This window comes from Candidatus Villigracilis saccharophilus (assembly GCF_016711665.1).
Genome location: NZ_JADJSO010000017.1, coordinates 78,661 through 98,400, shown reverse-complemented (window position 1 = coordinate 98,400; position 19,740 = coordinate 78,661). Strand labels below are relative to the sequence as shown.

Below are 19,740 nucleotides of genomic sequence, written 5' to 3'. Positions count from 1 at the left end.
GTTTCACCAATTTAAATCCTTCTCGTAATTCCATCTAACCAGCATCTCCCCCGCAGATTCCTTACAGACGGCTTTATCTTTTTCAGTGAACAAACGCGACCAGTTCCCGGCGTGCCCTTTCGGAAGGAAGGATGCGATTCCTTCATTCCGTTTGGCCTGCCACTCCTCATCGGGATTGGATGACATTTCAGTTTTGATCTTCTCCCCCAGCGCCGCATCGACAGTTTTCACGCCAAGGAAGTTCCACAATTTTCTCATTTCATCAAAAGGAGTTTGCAACAGGTCTTCGTAGCGCATACCGAAATAATGACCCCCGAATAACCTGCGGCCTTCATCGTCAGTTTCTTTAAGATTCGCAACCCAGCCTTTTGCCACACGGCGGATGAATGCCTCGGTAAATATCGAACAGCGGCCATCTGTAAATGGAGTCGGATCAACTTTCAGGTCGGCAATAATGCGCTGATCTTCCGCGGTCAGAAATTTGGATTCCTCCACAAAATTTCGGAAGCGTTCCGAGATCAACACATCGCGTCCATCGCGGACGATGTACACCAGTTTTGCATCAGGATAGACCGCATGCATATCCCGGACTGCCTGCCCGTGGATCGTGGATGAAGGACTCTTGTCGCCGACGATATTTTTCCCTTCGCGGGCGGCATCGCGTTCCAGTATGAAATCGGCGGAAGCACGCAGTACCAGCGCAGACAGATCCCCACCCTGATTCCAACGGTTCGATTTGCGCGTCAGCCATTCTTCCGCTTCGGGCGTGTTGACCAGTGACTTGAGCAAAGGCTGGCGCGTGAAAAAATGCGCCTGATAATTGCAATGTACTTCGGAGTGCAGGCGCACAAGGCGGGTCAGCAGGGTCGTTCCCGAACGAGCGTGACCGAAGATAAAGAATTTCTCGCGCGAGAAGAATTGCTTGATCTCCGCGACTTCCTCAAGGGTTATGGCGGGAATGGGATTGCGTTTATTCTTTCTTGGGTCACCCTTGAGCAGGATGCGGGCGGCGGACCTTAAGCGGGAAAGCATGATAAGGGTATCTCCAAACTATCGTTTCCAATTCAACATGACCAACCCCGCCAGGCAGACAAAAATCCCGGCAATGTTGACCCATGAGATTTTATCCTTAAAAAGGAAAATCGCGACAGGCAGCAGGATCAGCGACGCGACCACATTCGTCAGCACTGCGGCGATGCCCAAATTCCAGCCAGAGCGATAAACAAGCAAAAAGCCAAACTCAATTCCGACGATGGCAACGGCAAGTCCGATGCTGGCCCAGTTAAGTTGTTTTAGTTCGGCAAGGATACCATTTCGAGCGGGGAAAAGGAAAAAAGTAAGAAGGGTCACGGCAAAAGCAACGGCATACGTCACCAAAAGGGACACGGTGAAATTCACATTTGCCGGCGTGCTCTTGGCGACGAAATGATAGAGTGCGCTGGAGCAAATGGCGAGAGTGATCGAGAAGTAAAAGAGGAACATGGGTTTAATCATTTTTATCGCGACGTGTCACAAAGGAGCACAAAGGATTTTTCTTAGCGCTCTTTGCGGTTCGTTTTCTCCAACACTTTCAAAATAAACTCCGCCGTTCTTTTGCCAGATGTTCCATCTGTAAACGTGATTTCATCCTCGATAAATTTTCTGCGTTCGGGATAATCAAGGGATGGGTTTTTAAGGTATGCATTCAACATGGAACGTAATTCTTTTTCATTGGCGGCCACGCGCCCCGCCTTCGCTTCACGGAAGCGCTTGTGTGTGGGCCAGTTGCCAATTTCCTTCAAAGACAAAGAAAATTTCTTCGGCTTATTCCATCCGCCGGGAGTGTCAATTGTCGCGGCGATCATCGGCGTATCGTGAACGGCGGTCTCGACCAGCATTGTGGAATAAACCGTCACCACCACATCCGAATACGCCATCATGGATGACTTCTCGTCCATGTCCTCGCCGCCGTAGTAGCCGAGTGATCCGCCCAACGCCACCGGCTGGACAACATGCACATGCGGGTATTTTTTCTCCAACTCAAAGACCTGCGCGCGTTCATCTGCAAAGATCTTCGGCTTGTCTTGAAAATGACTGGGATGCAAACGGATCAACAACTGCGAGGGCTCTGCCAGCGAATCGGACGAAACCAACTTTGCCAGCACTTCGATGTTCGGGAAGTTCGGCGCAAAGTGAACAAAACTGCTGGCATATGAAATCAACTTGCGCTTCGGGTCAAGGTCGTGCAGTTTGAAATATTCGTCACGCGGCATAAGCCATTGCTTGCGGAAATATCCGTCATAAGAAGGAATCCCGCCCACGTGCACATGCGCGGGATTCCAATCTGAACCTTTGACAAGCTCCTCTTTTTGCAGCTCGGACCAGCAGGTTGCCCATTGAACATTCGCGCCTGAGATGTTGTACGAGGATGAATTATCCCAGCCGACAATGACGGTCATGTTCGGGATTCCGCGCCGGGCAGATTCGCGCAGGAGGTAACGGTCCATGCGCCAGCCGGGGGTCGAGGCGATGACCATGTCGGGCTGGTATTTTTTGAACAGATCAGAGTAGACACCCGGGATGGACGTAAAGCGGTTCTGCATCCGCACCAAAAGTTTGCGGGCGAAGGAAAAATTCCGTAGGAGAAGAATCATTAGCGCGGAGGGAATCCAAATACCCAAACGGAATTTCCAGCCATTCTCTCCCCAGACTTCCCACACGTGACTGTCCATGGCTTCAGTGTTGATGCGCCATGAACCGCCGACACGGCGCAGGTAGCCAAGCAGCCATTGCCAGCGCGGGCTGACTTTTTTGGCATAGTCATTGGCTTGCCTTAAACGCAAGCCTTCGAAAGTGAGTCCGTTACGAGTGAAACGTGACGCGATCTTTTCCTTGGTGTCATCGTCGGTGAGGATGATGATCTCAACGCCCGCAGAAAGCAGAGTCGAGACGACATCGCTTTGCAGGAAATAGATGATTGCCATGCCGTGGTCGGCGGAGATGAAGATACGTTTTGTCATGAAATCTTTTGAACCACCAAGCCCGCGGAGACCGCAAAGAAAAGAATCTTTGCGGTCTCCGCGGTTAGTTTTTTAAGAGTAATACCAACTGAAGATCTTGTTATATACCGTCAACAAGATCTTCTTGATCGGTGCCAATTCCAACAACCGTTTCCCAAGACTCGTCTTCTTTTTACTCGCCCCTCGTCCCTGCCCCAACTCTCCGCGCAAATACCCCAGCGTATTGGACATGTTCATCGCCAGCGGATCGGAAACCATCAATCGCAGCAAGCCCGCGTCGTTCATGCGCTTGTCCAACTGGCGGACTTGTCCCATGGGCTTGTCCATGTCAAAGGGTAGGAATTGCTGCAATGTGGATTTGTACGCCGTGAACTGCCAGTGCGACGCGCCTGCGAGTGCGGTCACACCCATGTATTGAATACGCCAGTCTTTTGTCTCGGCATAGACTTTCTTATTTTCTTCTTCTGTCTGCCCAAGGGAAAGATTGAACTCAAGGAAGGTATCCCACGGAATGAACTGACCTTCGTCCAGAGTCGCGTTTTCACGCGCCCAATTCAATGTGCCTTCGTAAAATTCAGGCGGTGTGCGGAAGGGACGCGCGGTCACCATGCCGACGTTCGGGAAGGTTTCGAGAATTTCCACAGAACGCGAAAGCCAGTTCGGGGAAAACAAAACATCCGCATCGGTGTAGGCGATGATCTCGCCCGGTGCGCCTGTCAGCATCACATTCCACGCGCCGCCTTTGCCCATGTTCTTCTCGGAGAGGATCAAATATTGGATCCTTCCCTCTTCCTTTTCTTTCACAAGGTAATCGCGCACTTCGGGGCAGGACCCATTATCAAAGACCATCAGATCGAACGGCAGTCCCGCATCCTTGCGCATGGATTCCAAACTTACCTTCAACACATCCAGAGTCTCGGCATAGAATCCGCTTAAGAACGGGATGTAATTTAATAATGCAACTGTCACCCGTTCAGGGCGGGCAACATCTTTAACGAACTTGGCAGGGTTTTGGCCTTTACGCATTTATATTCCTCGTAGGACTAAGGTGGCACGCTTCAAAGCTTTCCAGCATGCAGACCTTGCCCTTCGCTTATTTGAATAATTTCTTAAATCGCTTCTTCCATCGCTTCGGTCTCGCGATATTCTCGAGCGTCTTCTCAGGCAGGAAAAAAAATATCGAACGCAGAAACAACTCAAAGCGGCGTGCGAAGCGCAGCGAAGTCATCTTCGGGCGGATAAGTTTACCATCCGCGAGTTGATGTGTCGCGTCGAGGATGGTATAACGGATATGCGCCTGCCCCCCGGCCAGACGAATATTCACATCGGTGTCAGGGTTGTTGTAATGCGGCTTCCCACCCGGCAGATGGCTGTAATCATGATTCTGGTGGATGATCATCACCGACGGCGTGCAATCAATGACGGGCCAGTCTTGCATGCGCGCCTGATAGATCATCCAATTATCCCAGCCTGCCCTGCCGATCGTGAAATTCGGGATGTCTTGATAACAGGCTTTTGGGAACAGGAAAAAATCGCTTCCAGCAGGACGGTGAAGCTGATTCTGTTTTCTGACAGATTCCCTTAACCTTGTCTCCCACCCTTCGGCAAAATCCAGCGCAGCGGCGAAGTCGTAATCCCAACGCTGACTCAACAACACAAATTTATCATTCAACTTTACAGCCTGTTTCGCCGCTTCGAGAAAATCGGGCATGAGGATCATATCCGCGTTGATGATGCAAAGCAGGTCACTGTTGCCATCCTCTCTTGCCAGCTGAACCATGGACGAGATCAACGGTATGCCCGTCCCATTTCGTGAAACGTGAGCAATATGCTTCACGCCTAATTCGCGCGCGGCTTCAGGCAGACCTTCTTCTTCGCCAAGCAAAATGACTTCAACCTCAGGAAGCAAAGTCCAAGACTTGAAAGCGTTGCGTTGAATCATCGCAATATGCGGATTGGTAAAAGGCTTGGGGGCGGAGAAAAGGGTAAGTAAAGGCATTGGGTATTACTTCTTAATTGCGCGAATATCAATATCTTTAAGAGTCTTATGTTGAACCCCTTCATTGATTTTCATCAACTCAGGGTTATCGTGGACAAGATCAAGCACTTCTTTCCAAGTGAAATCATCACGATCGTCAGAGCAGGAATACACCCGGCGCATGAATTCGAGATCTTCGGGAGTATCCACCGTCCAGCGGTAATCGCCGAAGTTGGTGGTGTGATGAAGGAGAGCGATATTGAATCCACGCGGGGAAAGGCCGGTTTGCAATTGACGATTGACTGTTTCCAGTTTTACACCTTCATAAAAATACGGCATGGCGTGTTCCCGATGCTGGGGTTCCCTGGCTTCCTTCCACGCCTTTTTCAACACTTTGAAAGTACATGCTTCCACATCCAGACCGATCGGATAGGTTCGCCTCCACGGCGGCGGGAGGCGGTTGCAAACAAAATCATATTCATCTTCAAGCAAAGTGTTGACTACATTATCGATCAATTCAGGGTCAATCACAGGGCAGTCCGCGGTGATGCGGACAACGACATCAGCTTTTGCCTGCAGAGCAGTTTGATAATAGCGATCAAGCACATCGAACAAACTGCCGCGGGTGAAGGGAATGCCGCTAAAGTCGCAGTACTCCGCTACGGGGTCGTCTGATGCGTCTGTCGTCGTGGCGAAGATGACTTCATCCAGAGTTTGTGCCCGCGCAGTGCGTGTGAATACACGGGTCAACATTGGTTGACCCGCAATGTCTGCAAGGATCTTTCCAGGCAGGCGGGAGGAGGACATACGTCCCTGGATAATGGCTACAACTTTTTGCTTCATATATTGTTGGGGCGGATCGCGATCCGCCCTTACGCGTTTTGCGCCTCGGACGGAATCGGTTCAGCAGTGACAAATCCTTTCGCACGGAATTTTTCGATATAGTCACGCACCATCCAGTAATCAAGACCAACCTGTTCAGCGATCTCAAAGACGGAAAGCTCGCCTTCGAAGCGCATCATGATCTTCTCAATGGCGCGGTTGAGCGCCCAGTTCTCGCGCCAATCAACCCAGAGGCCGTTGCCGCTCAGGAAAACAGGGCCGCGAAAAGTGCGTTTTGGAATGTAATTGCTGGCATAGATGCGGATGATCTGTTCCGCCGTGTCCGCCGCGCCGACCAGCATATCATCGTTCATAATGTCGAGGTTGTCATCGCTGGTGTGATACTCGTCATACGGCCAGCGGTTGATCGAGATGCACGGCACATTGACTCCGGGTCCATTGATGACACGTTCATCGTTCGCAGGAGCCGCGGCGAAATCACGTTCTTCATGTGCAAACTTACTGACAATAAAATTAGTAATGCGGTCGAGCAGGTGTGTATGCTGGCGGGTGTGATGCCAGGCGATCTTATTTTTATTTCCCGTCATTTCCATAAAGATGCCGCCGCGTAAGTTTTGAATAATTTTTTCGTTGTGCGAGAGATAAACGATCGTCCCGATGGTTTCGGGGCCAAACCAAAAGCGGACGCTCATTGAACCTGCGGGCAATGGCTTTTCAGCGAGTCGGCGCGCCAGTTCAATAGCGCTGACCACACCCGCGCCATCGTCATTGGCCTGCATGGGATGGCAAGTATGCGCCTGCACAATAATCTCGCCTGCCGAAGCGCTCGCTCCACCTTCAGGATGAATGACAGCGGTTGCCGTTTTGAATCCCTGTTTGGGATCCGTGACGAATTCAGATTTGATGACCGCGCGGTATTTTTTGTCACGCGGGAGTTTATCGAAGACATTCTTCGGCAGACAGAATCCCCAGTCACGGTCATAATACTTGAAGACCCACGGAATCGTATGCGGACGTTTCTCATTGAAATATAAATGCGGCTGAAGTTCCTCGAACGAAAGTGTCTTCTCAACAGGCAGGGAATATGAAACAATATTAAGCGGATTATTCTTGAAATCCACCACACGCTCACCGCCTTCAACTTCCAAATAGGCTTCATGGACAACATAACGCTCAGGCACATACCATGTCCACGCCTTTTCGAGCGGAGCATACGTCTCGATGGTGTAGTTGGAGGAATCAGGCATGTACGAGCCAATGATCTCCAACGTCTTATCATGATCATCGGATGCCAATGTACGGTGCAGCGGGAAGAATTCTGCGAGGATGGATTTTAGGGATGTGTATGGTTTCATTTATGTCACCTTGCAGGGGCGGAGCAATGCTCCGCCCCTACGGCATAATTAATATTTCGGTTCTTCAATATAGTGCAGTTTCTCAGGGTGTTCGCGCACAATAACGGACATATTATCGTAAAAATCATTCGCGGTCGCAAAGTGGACTTTCGCAGCGCCAACCTGAACTTCCTTGATCACACCTGCATGAAGCAAGTCGTTCATGCCTGGCACAATGTATGTCTTGACGCGCTCGTTCCTGCGCACGAACATCGAATATTTTTTGATGCGCGGCTCGCGGTCATATCCGACATAAATACCGGAGAACTCCTTGATGCGGCGATAGTCACAACCTGTGTTGAATTCCACATAATGGTGCAGAGAAAACGTGCTGTTGAAATCCAGTCCGATGCTCACGATCGTCCCGTTCGTTTTGTGGAATAATGCAAAAACAGAGTTCGGGCCGTACGCTTCGATATCGTCCGTTTTGGAGAATTCATCCGCCCGCGCGCCCCAAACGGAGAAACTGTAGATCGGATGCGGAGTCCGCTTCGCGTCAGGTCGGATGCGTGCAAGTTCTGTGATCATGCCCATCTTCGACGGAGTCTCCAGCACATCAAAATAATGGGTCTCCGTCCATGATTGAAAATTGAACGCAGGGAACATCACCGTGCCATTCGTACCAACCAGTTCACGCATCACGTCAATAACCGTTTCCGCGCCGCCTTCCACCCCACCCAGCGATTTATACGAAGTATGCACGATGATCGTGTCGCCCTGCTTTACGCTGGTCTGACGAAATCCATCAAGCAAATCCTTATGGTTCAACATATTAATTCCTCTCCATGAGATTTCGATAAGTATTCATCAACACCTCGGCATTCTTTTTCCAATCCGCGCGCATCTCTGCCGACCATCGGCTTGCCCTGCCGATCTGGGAGAGCTTCTCCCTTTGAGAGATGGCCGCGAGAATCTTTTCCGCCAGATGATCCGCATCGCCATCGCGGAACAACCAGCCGTTCTCGTTTTCAACAACCCATTCTTTATTGGCGGGAATATCTGAAACCAGACAAGGCAGTCCGCACGCCAGCGCTTCCATCAGCGAAACAGAAGAACCGTCCACATGCGAAGGTGAAATGTAGACATCAGCCATATGATACCAGCGCGGCAGGTCGGTCTGCGAGATCTGTCCGCCGAATGTAACACGATCCAGCACACCGCCATTCTGTAATATCTGGCGGAGATGTCCGCTCTGGGAACCGCCATTTAGCAGAATCAAATCCACATGTTCATTTTGCTGCGCCGCTTTTACGAATGCGCGCGCGAGCACATCCACGCCATAGCGGGTCTCCCAGGAACGATTGCAAAAGAGGGTGAAGGTCGTAGATTGAAGGTCAAAAGTCTTAGGTTTGAAATGCTCAAGATCAACTCCCCAGGGAAAGATGATCGTTTTCTTTGAATCCATTCCATAAGCGACTGCTGAATCACGAGTTACTTTAGCATCACTCGTAAAAAACGTGGAACGCTTCAAGGTGTAACGCGTAACATATTCCCACCATTTATTGCGGTGGACATCATCCATCAAATCGAATCCCCACGACATGGTCAGAACGGGACAAAACCCGCTTAACACAGCAATGAACGCGCAGGTTTGAATCGGTCCCGCGTGGATCAGGTCAGGCTTGATCTCTCGGGTCAAACGCCGAAAGTCTAAAGTTAACCTGGCGAGATTGCTCCAGCGGAATGGTTCTCGTCCACCCTTCCAAATAACTTGAATCACATTTACTGGCACAGGGCGCGACTCCACCTGTCTTTGATTACCTTCCAATTGGACAAAGAATACTTCATGCCCGCCGTCTGAAATTGATTTCAAGAAGCGATGATCGTGAGTGCAATAACCAAGAGAGAAGTAGAGAATGCGCATCAACGGGAAAACCATTCCAGTAATTGATAATAGACCTGCGGATTTTGATTCAAAAAATTATTCTTATCACCTGTGATACCGATCAGCAGCCCCATGATGACGGTGAGAGCAGAAGCTAAAATCCAGATGATGCCAACGACTTTCTTTTGAAATCGGTTAATGGCAAAGGTCCTCATATACGAACCGGCAAAGATCACCGATAGCAAGATGGTCTCTTGAGCAATATCAACCAGGTAGCGCATGTTGGAGGTAATGTACATCAGGAGTACTATTGTTTGAATCAGACAATATCCCAACAGAGCAAATGCCAGCCACCCGGCAGAATCAGATGCACGAATTTCAACATCTCCATTAATGCTGCGCCACAAAGACCGTAATCCCAATAGAATAACAAGACCTATCAACGGAACAATAAATGGAAATCCGCCCACCGGATCTGTGTAATAATAGCCTGCCGGCGGCTGTATGAATGAAGGCCACATATCTTCACGAATCCAGCCGAGTGTCACAAATGGAAATTGCATACTGATACCCGGAAGCCGCAAAAAATAATTATACAGGTTTGGCAATACGTAATTCAGCGACATCGTATCATTGAACACAGGCGTCACTGATGCCCCCGTCAATTGATAGTGATGCCCGAATTCCAAGATCGATCCGAAACGAATATAGTTGTACCAGGCAAGTGAAACTGCGACCACAAGAAGCGGAATGACAACCGACAGGAATGCGGGCAAGGAGTCGCTCAACCTTTCTCCGCGCAGAGAGTAAACCCGCCAGAGCATGAATAGCCCAAGAAAAAAGATGGCGGGAGCCAGATTAATGCGCGACCCAACCGCCAGACCGAATGAAAGGGCAGCCAGCGCAAGTAAAAAATTACTCAGTGGGGCGGAACGAAAAGCGAGGAAAAGGAAATAAAAACCCGCCATCATAAAAAACATTCCACCCGCAGCGGAGACTTCATAAAACTTTGGGCGGGTCAACATCCAAATAAGGGGAATATTCACCAACAAAACCAGGGCGGCGCCCCCATACAACCAGTCGGGATATGCATATTCTCTTTTTATCGCGCGCAGGAGCAAGATGGAAAATAGTGCAGAGCCGGCCACAAAGGTAAAGACCAGCCCGGCATCGGTTACAGGAATGGAGGTGGCAGATGAAAAGATACTACCCAGCACCGCTGGAATAGGCCCCCAATATAGATAGTATTTTCCATTATATAACGTGACATCCCATAAATAATCAAGATCCTTGCGTTGTTTGTAATCGTAGGGATTCTCCAGGTTCAACAAATCGGACCCAGGCTCGACCAGCAGGTGTGTCTGCCCCATTTGAAAAGCTCGGGCAAGCAGACCATAATAATCCCTGCCGGAAGGAAATTTGTCGAAACCACCAACACTAATCACCCAGATGTACACCCAGATAGCCATAATTCCCGCCAATGCGAGCAGGATGTCCATGAAAGAGCTGCGCGCTTTCGAAGAAAGCGGAATCTCATCCAAGCCATCCGCTTCAAACAAGACGGACCATTTGGCGATGAACGGAATCCGCTGCATGGCGGGCATGATCCAGTACGCCGAGCCGAACAAAATAATAAGCAATCCCAAAACCAGGATCCGCAGCCGTCCCCCACCCCAGCCTGGGTCATTATCCAATCCCAACCGGTAGGCAAACAGACTAATGAACGCAATTCCAGCGCCTGCAAGCAAGATGACAATCCGTATCATCACTTTACGATTCATAAAGAAGCACCTTTTTCATCGGACAATGGACTGCAGAACTCCTAATACATAAATACATGATGTGCGATTTTCGAACTTCAGATTTTTACTCGCCAAGATCTGTCCAGCGCAACTCCTTGCCGAGCGGCATATCCGTCAACGCCTTTGTTCCAACGACATTTTGAAGCTGGTCAGGCTTGATCGCGCCCGGTGTAGCTGGGCGCAGCACATCGATCATGTCACGGGTGAACACCTCGCCTGCCTTGATGTCACGCGCCGCGCGCAAGCAGCGGCGCTGTACGATCTGTGTCTCCTGCTCATTTTCTGCAATGAATTTATCCGGGCTTCCAAGCGAGCGCTCGAGCAAACGAGTCTCTTCGACCATCTTCGCCCAATTCTCAGGGTTCATCGCAAATTTATGGTCGGGGCCTTCGCGGTCATTGCTGTCCGTAAAATGACGCTCGATCACGCGCGCGCCCAAAGTCACCGCGCCAAGTACTGGCGCGACTGAATGAGTATGGTCAGACAATCCCAATATCACATCCGGGAACATAGTCCCGAAAGTTTTCAAGACATTCAAATGCAAGTGGTCATAATTATTGGGACTGGCTGTGTAATTTGTATTGCACTGCATCAAGACAAGCTGCTTATTGATCTTCAAAATGGCATGAACAGCCCGCTGCACTTCTCCAATCGTGGATGCACCTGTCGCGACAAAAAACGGCTTGCCCTTGGAGGCCATGCGTTCCAAGGCTTCGATCCAGTCAATTTCGCCAGAACCAGCCTTGTAAACTTCCACATACTGATCGAGAAAATCGATCGCCTCAAAATCATAGGGGGAGGAGAAATAGTCAATGCCGACTTCGTTACATTCTTCTACGAGAGTCATTGACCACTCAAACGGAATGGATGCCCCTTTGTATACTTCAAAGACAGATTTTTTCCATGCCGCCTGATGACTGACCTGCCCGCCATTCATGGATTGAAAACCGTAATCGGAGACGATCTTCGGCGCGTCAAAATTCTGGAATTTGGCTGCATCCGCGCCGGCCTGCTTGGCAAGGCGAATCAGTTGTTTGGCGCGCTCCATATCACCATCATGATTGGCGGCGATATCGGCAATGAAATACGTGGGGTGATTTAGTCCAATTGTGTGTTTTCCGAATTTGATTTCCATACATCCTCCATTTCTGTCGATAGCAAAGCGTATCCTGTGGATAAGTTGGCAAAATCTGTGGATAACTGCCTTTCGCCTGTGGGTAAGTTTGTGTAAGGATGGTGGTAAAACCAGCCGCTACACCAGATAACCTTTGATATTTTGTGGAAAACCCTGTTGATATTGTGCGAAAAACTCGCCCAAACCTGTGGAGAACTCAGGGAGAGACTCACCCAGATCTGTGGATAACCTGTGGGTGGAAAGAGCTAAATTGTGGGAACGCCGGGCGGTTAAGTTCGAAGAATTGATGGATTTCGGCTGGATGTCATTTTCATTCAAACCAAATTTACGGGCAATTTCCACCCCGAACTGATACTTGCTCATAGGCTGCGTCCCAACCAGATGATATACGCCGCTCAGTTTTTTTTCAAGCATTTTCGCCAGGGTCCGCACTGTATGATTGACAAACATCGGACAAAAGGTCACATCCGTAAAACCGCTGATGCTTTTATGATTGGCAAGGTTGTGGTGAAAGAACTCGGCCAGACTTCTTTTTCCGCTCAGACTCCAGCCATAAAAATTAACGCGGGCAATCATGGCATTGTTGTTTTCATTCATTACTGCGTATTCGCCGTCTAATTTTGTTTGCGAATAAACCCCTAACGGATTCGGCGCATCATTTTCGGTGTAAAAACCTTCTTTTGTGCCGTCGAAAACAGCGTCTGTTGAAATGTGTGCAAAAGAAATATCTCTAAATTTGCATGCCTTCGCCATTTGCCCTGGCAGATCGGTGTTCAGGGTGCGGGCAAGGGATGAGTTGTTTTCGCAATCTTCAAGGTTGGCAAGAGCCGCGCAGTTGATCACCCAATCAGGGCGCACAGAGTCGAGGACCGCGTCCACCACACCCGCATCCAGCAGATCCGCCTTCCAGATCTTGAACGGCGCATTCATCAGTTTTCCACGATCCATGCCGACAATTTCAAAATCACGCATTAACTCATGCGCGAGATTTATGCCAAGCAGACCGCTGACTCCCGTAACAAGAATGCGGGTCATGCCTATCCTTCGAGCTTTCCCTGCGCAAACAATTCTTCGAACGGAGCAATATATTTTTTAATGCCGTCAACATCCAGCCATTCTGAATTATTATCGCTGGAATATACAAAGCCTTCGTTCAGGGCTTTGCCCTTATCCTTCCAGGAATATCCAAACCAGGTCGCCTCGGCAGGCTGCACAATGAACATCGTATCAACTTCAATGGTGTGCCGAGCTTCATCTTCCGAGATCAATACTTCATGTAATTTCTCGCCGGGGCGAATGCCGATAATTTCAATTGCCGCGTTGGGGGCAATGGCATGCGCCAGATCGATGACCTTCGTGCTGGGAATCTTCGGTATGAAAACTTCGCCGCCTTCCATTTGTTCAATACAGGTTATCACAAAGCGAACACCCTGTTCAAGTGAGAGCCAAAAACGGGTCATGCGGTCATCGGTGACCGTGATCCTGCCGCCTGCGCGTTGATTGAGGAAGAGCGGAACGATCGAGCCGCGCGAGCCGACCACATTCCCGTATCTGACGCACGAGAATCTGGTCGCTGCCCCCCCGGCATATGCGTTGCTTTGGATCGTCAACTTTTCCCCGGCAAGTTTCGTGGCGCCGTATAGATTCGCCGGGCTGACGGCTTTGTCGGTGCTGACCATCAACACTTTTTTCACGCCCGCATCCAAAGCCGCTTCGACCACATTGGCAGTGCCCATGATATTGGTCTTAATGGCTTCCATCGGATTGTATTCGCAGGCAGGGACCTGTTTCAACGCCGCCGCGTGCACAACAATATCCACGCCATGCATGGCACGGACAAGACGCTCACGGTCGCGAATATCTCCAATGAAATAACGAAGCCGCGGGTCGTTATATCCACCCACCTGCATTTCGTGCTGCTTCAATTCGTCGCGGCTGAAGATAATGACCTTCTTCGGCTGCTTTTCTTCCAATAGAATTTTTGTGAATTTCTTGCCGAACGACCCCGTTCCGCCGGTGACAAGAACGACTTGATTTTTCCAGTCCATGAGTTCTCCTTATTATCTATCTGGCGATTTGGCAACCTGCCAAACATGTCCACGATTTATTTCGATGCCTTGAACAATACTGCGGCTTTCTCAATAAAGATATCGCCGTTCTGTTTCATCGTCTCTTTGAGTTCCCGTTCAATCAACCGAAACGCATCCTCCTGAAATTCCGCGGTGGATGCCATCGAGCGGATGTACGCCATCATCGCGGAAACATCCGTCACGTGCAGGTTGTCGGGGTAATGGGACAATTCTACATGCGGAAAAAATTCCTGCACTTGTTCCTTCCCATTTTCGAGCGTGAAAGCCGGTGACCATTTATCGCCGGCCCCGCCCGCCGCTCAAACCCCCACCCCCTGTGATTCTTCCCGAGGGTGGAGGCAAACAGGATACCTTCATCCTTCAAGACCCGCCGCACTTCCTTCAACGCCCGCCTTCGGTCAGGGACATGATAGAGCATGTGGTTGGCAATGACGGCGTCGAATGTTCCGTCCGCGTAGGGTATGGATTGCGCGTCGATCCTCTCAAACGAAAGACTCCCCCCCCCCCCAACAACCACCCCCCCCCCCGAAACCACCCTTCCATCGGAAAGATCCGAGAGGGTGATGGTCCAGCCTGCGGGAACACGCTGTGAAGTTTCCTTCCACGGCCCCCCCGCCCCCCCCCCCTTCCCGGGGTTTTCCCCTTTCCCGGGGGGTGGAGCAATTGGTCAAATACCCAGTTGGGCCAGCCTTGAGGATTCGTGCTGAATTTTTGATGAAGCGTAATCCGCGCATCCAGGTTGGAAGAATCCTTGTATTGACTCTTGACAAGATATTTTGGGTCGGTAAGACTTTGCATATTATTTCTTGATCGTCCGCGGCTGCCCCCGCAGAATTTTGGATATTTTTCTTCCATGCGGTACAACCATTGCAATATTTTCCTGCCGCCGAACCTCTCGTGGATCAAAGTCCGCATGGTCAGTGTGCTGGCCGAACGCCAGGCGATGATCTCAAATGGGATTTCCTTCCCGATTTCACGACGCAGCCAGCGCGCATTTGTTTTTTTCACGAAGGTGGCTTTCTTGTCGTGCGGTTGAGCGCGCATCGGTTTGCCGCGTAATAATCGGCGCAGACGATGCGAGAAAATGATCAGTTTATCCAGCCAGCCCACCAGCGCGGGATTTGTCCAGCCGTTAACGATGGCCGCGCTTCTTCCAACCGCCAGGACGCGGAACAATTCCAAATATGTGCGTTTATGTTCATTGGATGGCAGGTGATGAATGGTGTGCATGGAGACAATTCCATCGAAGGCTTCCTGCTTAAACGGCAGGTTGGCGATATCACCAACCACAAAAAGACCGTGACCGCCGATCCGTTTTCGCGCCTCGCGCAAGGCTTGAATTGAAATGTCAAAGCAGACGCGTTTTTCATATCCCTGAGAATAAGTAACATATTCATCATATTGCACTGGACCAGACCCGGCGTCCAGCAGGAATCGTCCATTTGGCGCAATGCCGCGATTGACCCGCATGCGAGTATCATGGACATAATCCTTTACAACAGGGCGCAGGTCATCGTAACGCGCATTTTGATATAAGCCGCCCTCTTCCTGCTGCCAGCCGATATCATCATAGAATTCGCGTACTTTTTGTTTTGTTTCGTTGGTCATGGGGAGGGGGGGCCCCGCCCCCCGTGGTTGCCCTTTTTTTTTTTTTTTTTTGGTTTAATTTGTGTTGGGTTGGGTGAAAGTTTTTTTTTTGGGGCCGAGCTTGTTGGGGAGAAAAAAAAGAAAGAAGGGGAAAAGGGGGGGGGAAAAAAAAAATGTTCCGTTAAAAAAAAAACCCCGGGGAGAAAAAAAAAATTTTGGTGGCTGCGGGGGGGGCCCTTTTTGGCGGGCCGGGCGGGGCAAACCCCGCCAAGGGTCCCGGCCCCCCGGGTCCGGGGGAAAGGCCCCCCCCCCGGGGGGGGGGGTTTTATTATTTCCATGTAAACGGTTCATTTACCAAAAAATCAAAAGTGTCTTTGAATTGAGCAAGACCTTCATCGCTCAGAACTTTCTCCAAAGGCCAAACTTCAAGATCGTCCCAGAAATTCATCAAGCGCCAGGGGAACGGCCGCGGGTATTCAAAGAAGAAACGATAAGCGTAATTCCACGCGTACTCGGTCTGCTTTTCGTTTAACTGATATGCTGGAATATCCGCCAAAACTTTTTCGAGCATCGCGTAATATTCATCCCACGAATTTGGATCAAGCGTGAAGCCGCGTCCGCGATAATGGGTCTCACCGCAGGAAATGACGGGGCGGCCGTTCATAGCGGTCTCGAGTCCTACGGTCGTGGTATATGCCAGTCCTACATCCGCCACCTCGATCAGGTCATAGGTGTTGATCTTGTCCAATGCGCCGATGACGTGAATATGGCTGGGAAGTTCAGGCAGTGCTTCGCGTACAACCGTCCCCATGGATTTTGCTTGCGGGACAAGTTTTTCGCCGGGATGAACGCGGATGACAAATTGCACATCAGGTCGTTTTGCAAAATATTGGACGGTCTTCGTGATCCATTCCGTCATGGAAGCGGCAAAAATGTCGCGGCCAAGGGTAAGGCTGTCGCCAAGAACATTCGCGGCGAGCATCACCACGGGACGATCATCCAGCTTGAGCATTTTACGAGTCTCTTGTGCGCCTTGTGAAGAGACATATTGCCAGAGGCGTTTTGATTTACCCCACACACGCGCTCCGCGGCGGGCATTTTCCAGATCTGCTACACGCTCGAACATCTTCTCAGTGACCGGCAAATGGCAGCGCGCATCCACGATATAGTCGGTATCCTGCTGCATGATGGATGAATTCTGCGCGAGCCAGATCTGTTCACGCTGGTCATTAAATTCATAAGTGACAGCGTCAATCCCCAGGTAACGCGCCACGCGGAAAACAATTCCCATTTCGAGGATCAAGCCGTTTGGGATAAGCACGACATCAGGCTTATTCGATTGCAAATATTCAAAGGCCGCTCTTGCGGCAAATGTGTTTCGCTGGATTCGCAGTTCATATAACGCACGGTCACCGGCGTCATTCATATCCACTTCTTCACGCATCAGGGTGTATTGAACATCCCAAAGGGAAACTTCTTTCACATCCGCCTGGAGCACAGCGGGAAGAACGGTCACAGGCCGCAGGTCAAGCATTGAATCGTGTTTGACCAAAGGAGACAGTGGAGCCAGTGCATCCTTTGTGTGAAGCACGCGCTGGCGCTGTGTGAAACCATCCTTTTCCTTATGCCACTCGGAATAAGGCAGCGTCAACAAAGTGACTTGATGTCCAAGACCGGCAAGCGCCAACCCGAGATAAGCAGATTGTTCGATCCAATAATGAAGCGTGGCAAAGAACAAAACCTGCTTGCCGCGCTTTGCTTTTCTTGCAATGGGTTCAACCGCAGTCCGCGCCATCTTCAAAGATCTTTGCAGCCGGTCTAGATTGAAATGATCATGACGGGGACGATTCTTCGACCGAAGCATCCAATCGATTTCGGCAGTGAATGGCAGGTCGCCAATAATTTTTTTGAGAGTTGATTTTGGTGCCACTAGTCCATCTTCTCGATCGCCCAATTCAAGCGCGGGCGAACCGGGCCAACACGCGGCTCAGGCCAATGTGTACCAGGCGCGCCGGAAATATCCACGTTGAATGCGATCGCGTTCTCATCCATAAAATAACGGCGTACGCCAAACGAACTCGCGTTCACACCGATCGTATATCGACCCTCATTGAACATGTCAGCCGGGATCTCAGCGCGGCTGACGTAGCGGCCAGACTTGCGGGAATCAAACTTCTCGAAAAGATTCGGTTCATCAGTATCGAATGAAGCCAGCACATATTCACCGCGCATGGTGCTGAGATACATGCCAACACGCAGACCTGTGACTGGAGCATCAAGCTGGTATTCAAACTCGACTGTAACAGGTTCGATCGAGCGGACCGTATCCACCACCTTTCCGCTTCGACTCTTAATCTTCAAGCTGATCGGTCTAAACGGAGCGCTCGACACTGGCACATCTTCCACACCCCAATCCCGCTGACCTGCCTGCGCCTGCCCCGATGAAAGATAAAAGTCAACGGCTTCCTGTGTTGGAGCGCGCATGATCATCTGTCCCTTGTTTAAGACAATGGCCTCCTGGGTCAAGCGTAGAATCGCAGACATGTTATGGCTCACGAATAAAACGGTGCGCCCCTGCTGCGCCACATCGCCCATCTTGCCGAGACACTTCTTTTGAAATTCCGCGTCGCCCACAGCCAGCACCTCGTCAACGACAAGGATCTCAGGTTCGAGATGCGCGGCAACCGCAAAGGCCAGGCGCAGGTACATCCCGGAAGAATAGCGTTTTACGGGTGTGTCAATATACTGGGTGACTTCAGAAAACTCCACGATCTCATCGAATTTAGCATCGATCTCAGCGCGTCTCATTCCAAGAATGGCGCCGTTCATGTAAATATTTTCGCGGCCTGTCAATTCGGGATGAAACCCTGTGCCAACTTCAAGCAGCGACCCGACCCGTCCGCGCACAGAAACCGTCCCCACTGTCGGCTCGGTAACACGCGAAAGTATCTTGAGCAACGTGCTTTTTCCAGCGCCGTTGCGCCCCACAATGCCAAGAACCTTCCCCTCTTCAAGGTCAAAAGAGACATCCTTCAATGCCCAAACATAATTTTGGTTCAAGCGTCTGTCGGATTTTCCGATCATGGCTTTTACGAGACGAACAGGCGCGGCAACTGTATCCACGATCACGTCGCGCAGCATGTTATAGCGGAATTTCGATTCCGCCGCACCGATCTTATATTGCTTGCCGATATTTTTGACTGAGATCGCCGTTGCCATTAGATCGTATCCGCAAAGGTCTTTTCCATACTGCGGAAGTAGAAAAGGCCAGAGACAAAAATTAAGATTGAAATTCCAGCTGAAACCCAAAAGGTGATATCAGGTCCGTTTCCAATTCCGAGCAATGCCCAGCGGAAACCATTGACCACACCAGCCATTGGATTGAGGGAGTACAGGATCTGCCATTTCGCAGAGATCACAGAGGCGGAATATGCCACGGGAGTGGCAAACAGCCAAAACTGGGTCAGGAACGGCAGCGCTTGATTCACGTCACGATATTGCACATTGATCGCGGAAAGCCAAAGCGCCACGCCAAGCGCAGTCACAATGGCAAGCAGGAGGAAAAAGGGAAGCGTCCACAGTAAATTCAAGGCGGGAGCCACTTGATAGTAAACCATCAAAAAGACCAGAATAACAAATGCGATGGCGAAATCCACCAGTCCCGCAAAGACCGATGACATGGGCAGGATCAAGCGCGGAAAATAGATCTTCGTCACCATATTGTTGTGCGCCACGAGCGAGCGGCTGCCCTGGTTAAGGGCAACGACAAACAACCCCCAAGGCAATAACGCGGTAAAGGAGAAAACTGGATATGGAATTCCTTCTGTTGGAAGTTTTGCGACTCGATCAAACAGGAAGGTGAAGATCAGCATGGTCATGACAGGCTGGATCACAGCCCATGCCATACCCAAAAGAGTCTGTTTGTATTTCACCTTTACGTCGCGCCAGACCATGAAAAAGATCAACTCACGGTATATCCATAGGTCACGCAGATTCAACGCAGCCAGACCTTTGGATGGTTTGATGTAAATGGTAGTTGGTTCGTGCTTTGTGATTTCATTCATAATTTCATTTCCAAGCTTGCAGG

General features: G+C 50.4%; 18 protein-coding genes. All 18 read right to left on the bottom strand.

Annotation, left to right across the window (positions count from 1 at the left end):
* Nucleotides 1-3 precede the first annotated feature (3 nt).
* The 18 genes from IPL17_RS07855 to IPL17_RS07770 all read right to left on the bottom strand — a co-directional run bounded on the left by IPL17_RS07855 (nt 4) and on the right by IPL17_RS07770 (nt 19,717).
* The gene (locus IPL17_RS07855; RefSeq protein ID WP_345306526.1) at nt 4-1,032 is read right to left on the bottom strand and encodes a sulfotransferase; all 1,029 of its coding nucleotides are present in this window, start codon (nt 1,030-1,032) and stop codon (nt 4-6) included.
* An 18-nt stretch (nt 1,033-1,050) separates the two neighbouring features.
* A complete protein-coding gene (locus IPL17_RS07850) occupies nt 1,051-1,494 on the bottom strand; it encodes a hypothetical protein (RefSeq protein WP_345306525.1) in 444 nt (147 codons plus the stop codon).
* 41 nt (nt 1,495-1,535) lie between these two features.
* Nucleotides 1,536-2,999, bottom strand: a complete 1,464-nt coding sequence (locus IPL17_RS07845; protein WP_345306524.1) for a hypothetical protein — start codon at nt 2,997-2,999, stop codon at nt 1,536-1,538.
* Nucleotides 3,000-3,071: 72 nt separating this feature from the next.
* The gene (locus tag IPL17_RS07840; RefSeq protein WP_345306523.1) at nt 3,072-4,025 is read right to left on the bottom strand and encodes a glycosyltransferase family A protein; all 954 of its coding nucleotides are present in this window, start codon (nt 4,023-4,025) and stop codon (nt 3,072-3,074) included.
* A gap of 67 nt (nt 4,026-4,092) precedes the next feature.
* Complete coding sequence (locus IPL17_RS07835) at nt 4,093-4,998, bottom strand: hypothetical protein (protein ID WP_345306522.1); 906 nt, start codon at nt 4,996-4,998, stop codon at nt 4,093-4,095.
* Nucleotides 4,999-5,004: 6 nt separating this feature from the next.
* The gene (locus tag IPL17_RS07830) at nt 5,005-5,820 is read right to left on the bottom strand and encodes a glycosyltransferase family protein (protein WP_345306521.1); all 816 of its coding nucleotides are present in this window, start codon (nt 5,818-5,820) and stop codon (nt 5,005-5,007) included.
* A 29-nt stretch (nt 5,821-5,849) separates the two neighbouring features.
* Nucleotides 5,850-7,175 carry a DUF4910 domain-containing protein gene (locus IPL17_RS07825; protein WP_345306520.1) on the bottom strand — a complete coding sequence of 442 codons (1,326 nt, stop codon included), beginning with the start codon at nt 7,173-7,175 and terminating at the stop codon, nt 5,850-5,852.
* A 48-nt stretch (nt 7,176-7,223) separates the two neighbouring features.
* Nucleotides 7,224-7,985, bottom strand: a complete 762-nt coding sequence (locus IPL17_RS07820; protein WP_345306519.1) for an AAC(3) family N-acetyltransferase — start codon at nt 7,983-7,985, stop codon at nt 7,224-7,226.
* A 1-nt stretch (nt 7,986) separates the two neighbouring features.
* Nucleotides 7,987-9,078 carry a glycosyltransferase gene (locus IPL17_RS07815; RefSeq protein WP_345306518.1) on the bottom strand — a complete coding sequence of 364 codons (1,092 nt, stop codon included), beginning with the start codon at nt 9,076-9,078 and terminating at the stop codon, nt 7,987-7,989.
* A complete protein-coding gene (locus IPL17_RS07810; RefSeq protein ID WP_345306517.1) occupies nt 9,078-10,820 on the bottom strand; it encodes a hypothetical protein in 1,743 nt (580 codons plus the stop codon). Before IPL17_RS07810 ends, IPL17_RS07815 begins: the two co-directional genes overlap by 1 nt.
* An 85-nt stretch (nt 10,821-10,905) precedes the next feature.
* Complete coding sequence (locus tag IPL17_RS07805) at nt 10,906-11,976, bottom strand: N-acetylneuraminate synthase family protein (protein WP_345306516.1); 1,071 nt, start codon at nt 11,974-11,976, stop codon at nt 10,906-10,908.
* Nucleotides 11,977-12,093: 117 nt separating this feature from the next.
* On the bottom strand, nt 12,094-13,011 hold the full coding sequence (locus tag IPL17_RS07800) for an SDR family oxidoreductase (RefSeq protein ID WP_345306515.1): 918 nt from the start codon (nt 13,009-13,011) through the stop codon (nt 12,094-12,096).
* Nucleotides 13,012-13,013: 2 nt separating this feature from the next.
* A complete protein-coding gene (pseB, locus tag IPL17_RS07795; protein ID WP_345306514.1) occupies nt 13,014-14,024 on the bottom strand; it encodes a UDP-N-acetylglucosamine 4,6-dehydratase (inverting) in 1,011 nt (336 codons plus the stop codon).
* 56 nt (nt 14,025-14,080) lie between these two features.
* Nucleotides 14,081-14,302: a hypothetical protein gene (locus IPL17_RS07790; RefSeq protein ID WP_345306513.1), complete on the bottom strand. Its 222-nt coding sequence runs from the start codon at nt 14,300-14,302 to the stop codon at nt 14,081-14,083.
* 145 nt (nt 14,303-14,447) lie between these two features.
* A complete protein-coding gene (locus IPL17_RS07785) occupies nt 14,448-15,674 on the bottom strand; it encodes a class I SAM-dependent methyltransferase (RefSeq protein ID WP_345306512.1) in 1,227 nt (408 codons plus the stop codon).
* A 307-nt stretch (nt 15,675-15,981) separates the two neighbouring features.
* The gene (locus IPL17_RS07780; protein ID WP_345306511.1) at nt 15,982-17,583 is read right to left on the bottom strand and encodes a hypothetical protein; all 1,602 of its coding nucleotides are present in this window, start codon (nt 17,581-17,583) and stop codon (nt 15,982-15,984) included.
* Nucleotides 17,583-18,872, bottom strand: coding sequence for an ABC transporter ATP-binding protein (locus IPL17_RS07775; protein ID WP_345306510.1), 1,290 nt, complete (start codon nt 18,870-18,872; stop codon nt 17,583-17,585). Before IPL17_RS07775 ends, IPL17_RS07780 begins: the two co-directional genes overlap by 1 nt.
* Nucleotides 18,872-19,717, bottom strand: coding sequence for an ABC transporter permease (locus IPL17_RS07770; RefSeq protein WP_345306509.1), 846 nt, complete (start codon nt 19,715-19,717; stop codon nt 18,872-18,874). The genes IPL17_RS07775 and IPL17_RS07770 overlap by 1 nt, the downstream gene beginning before the upstream one ends.
* Between the last annotated feature and the right edge of the window lie 23 nt (nt 19,718-19,740).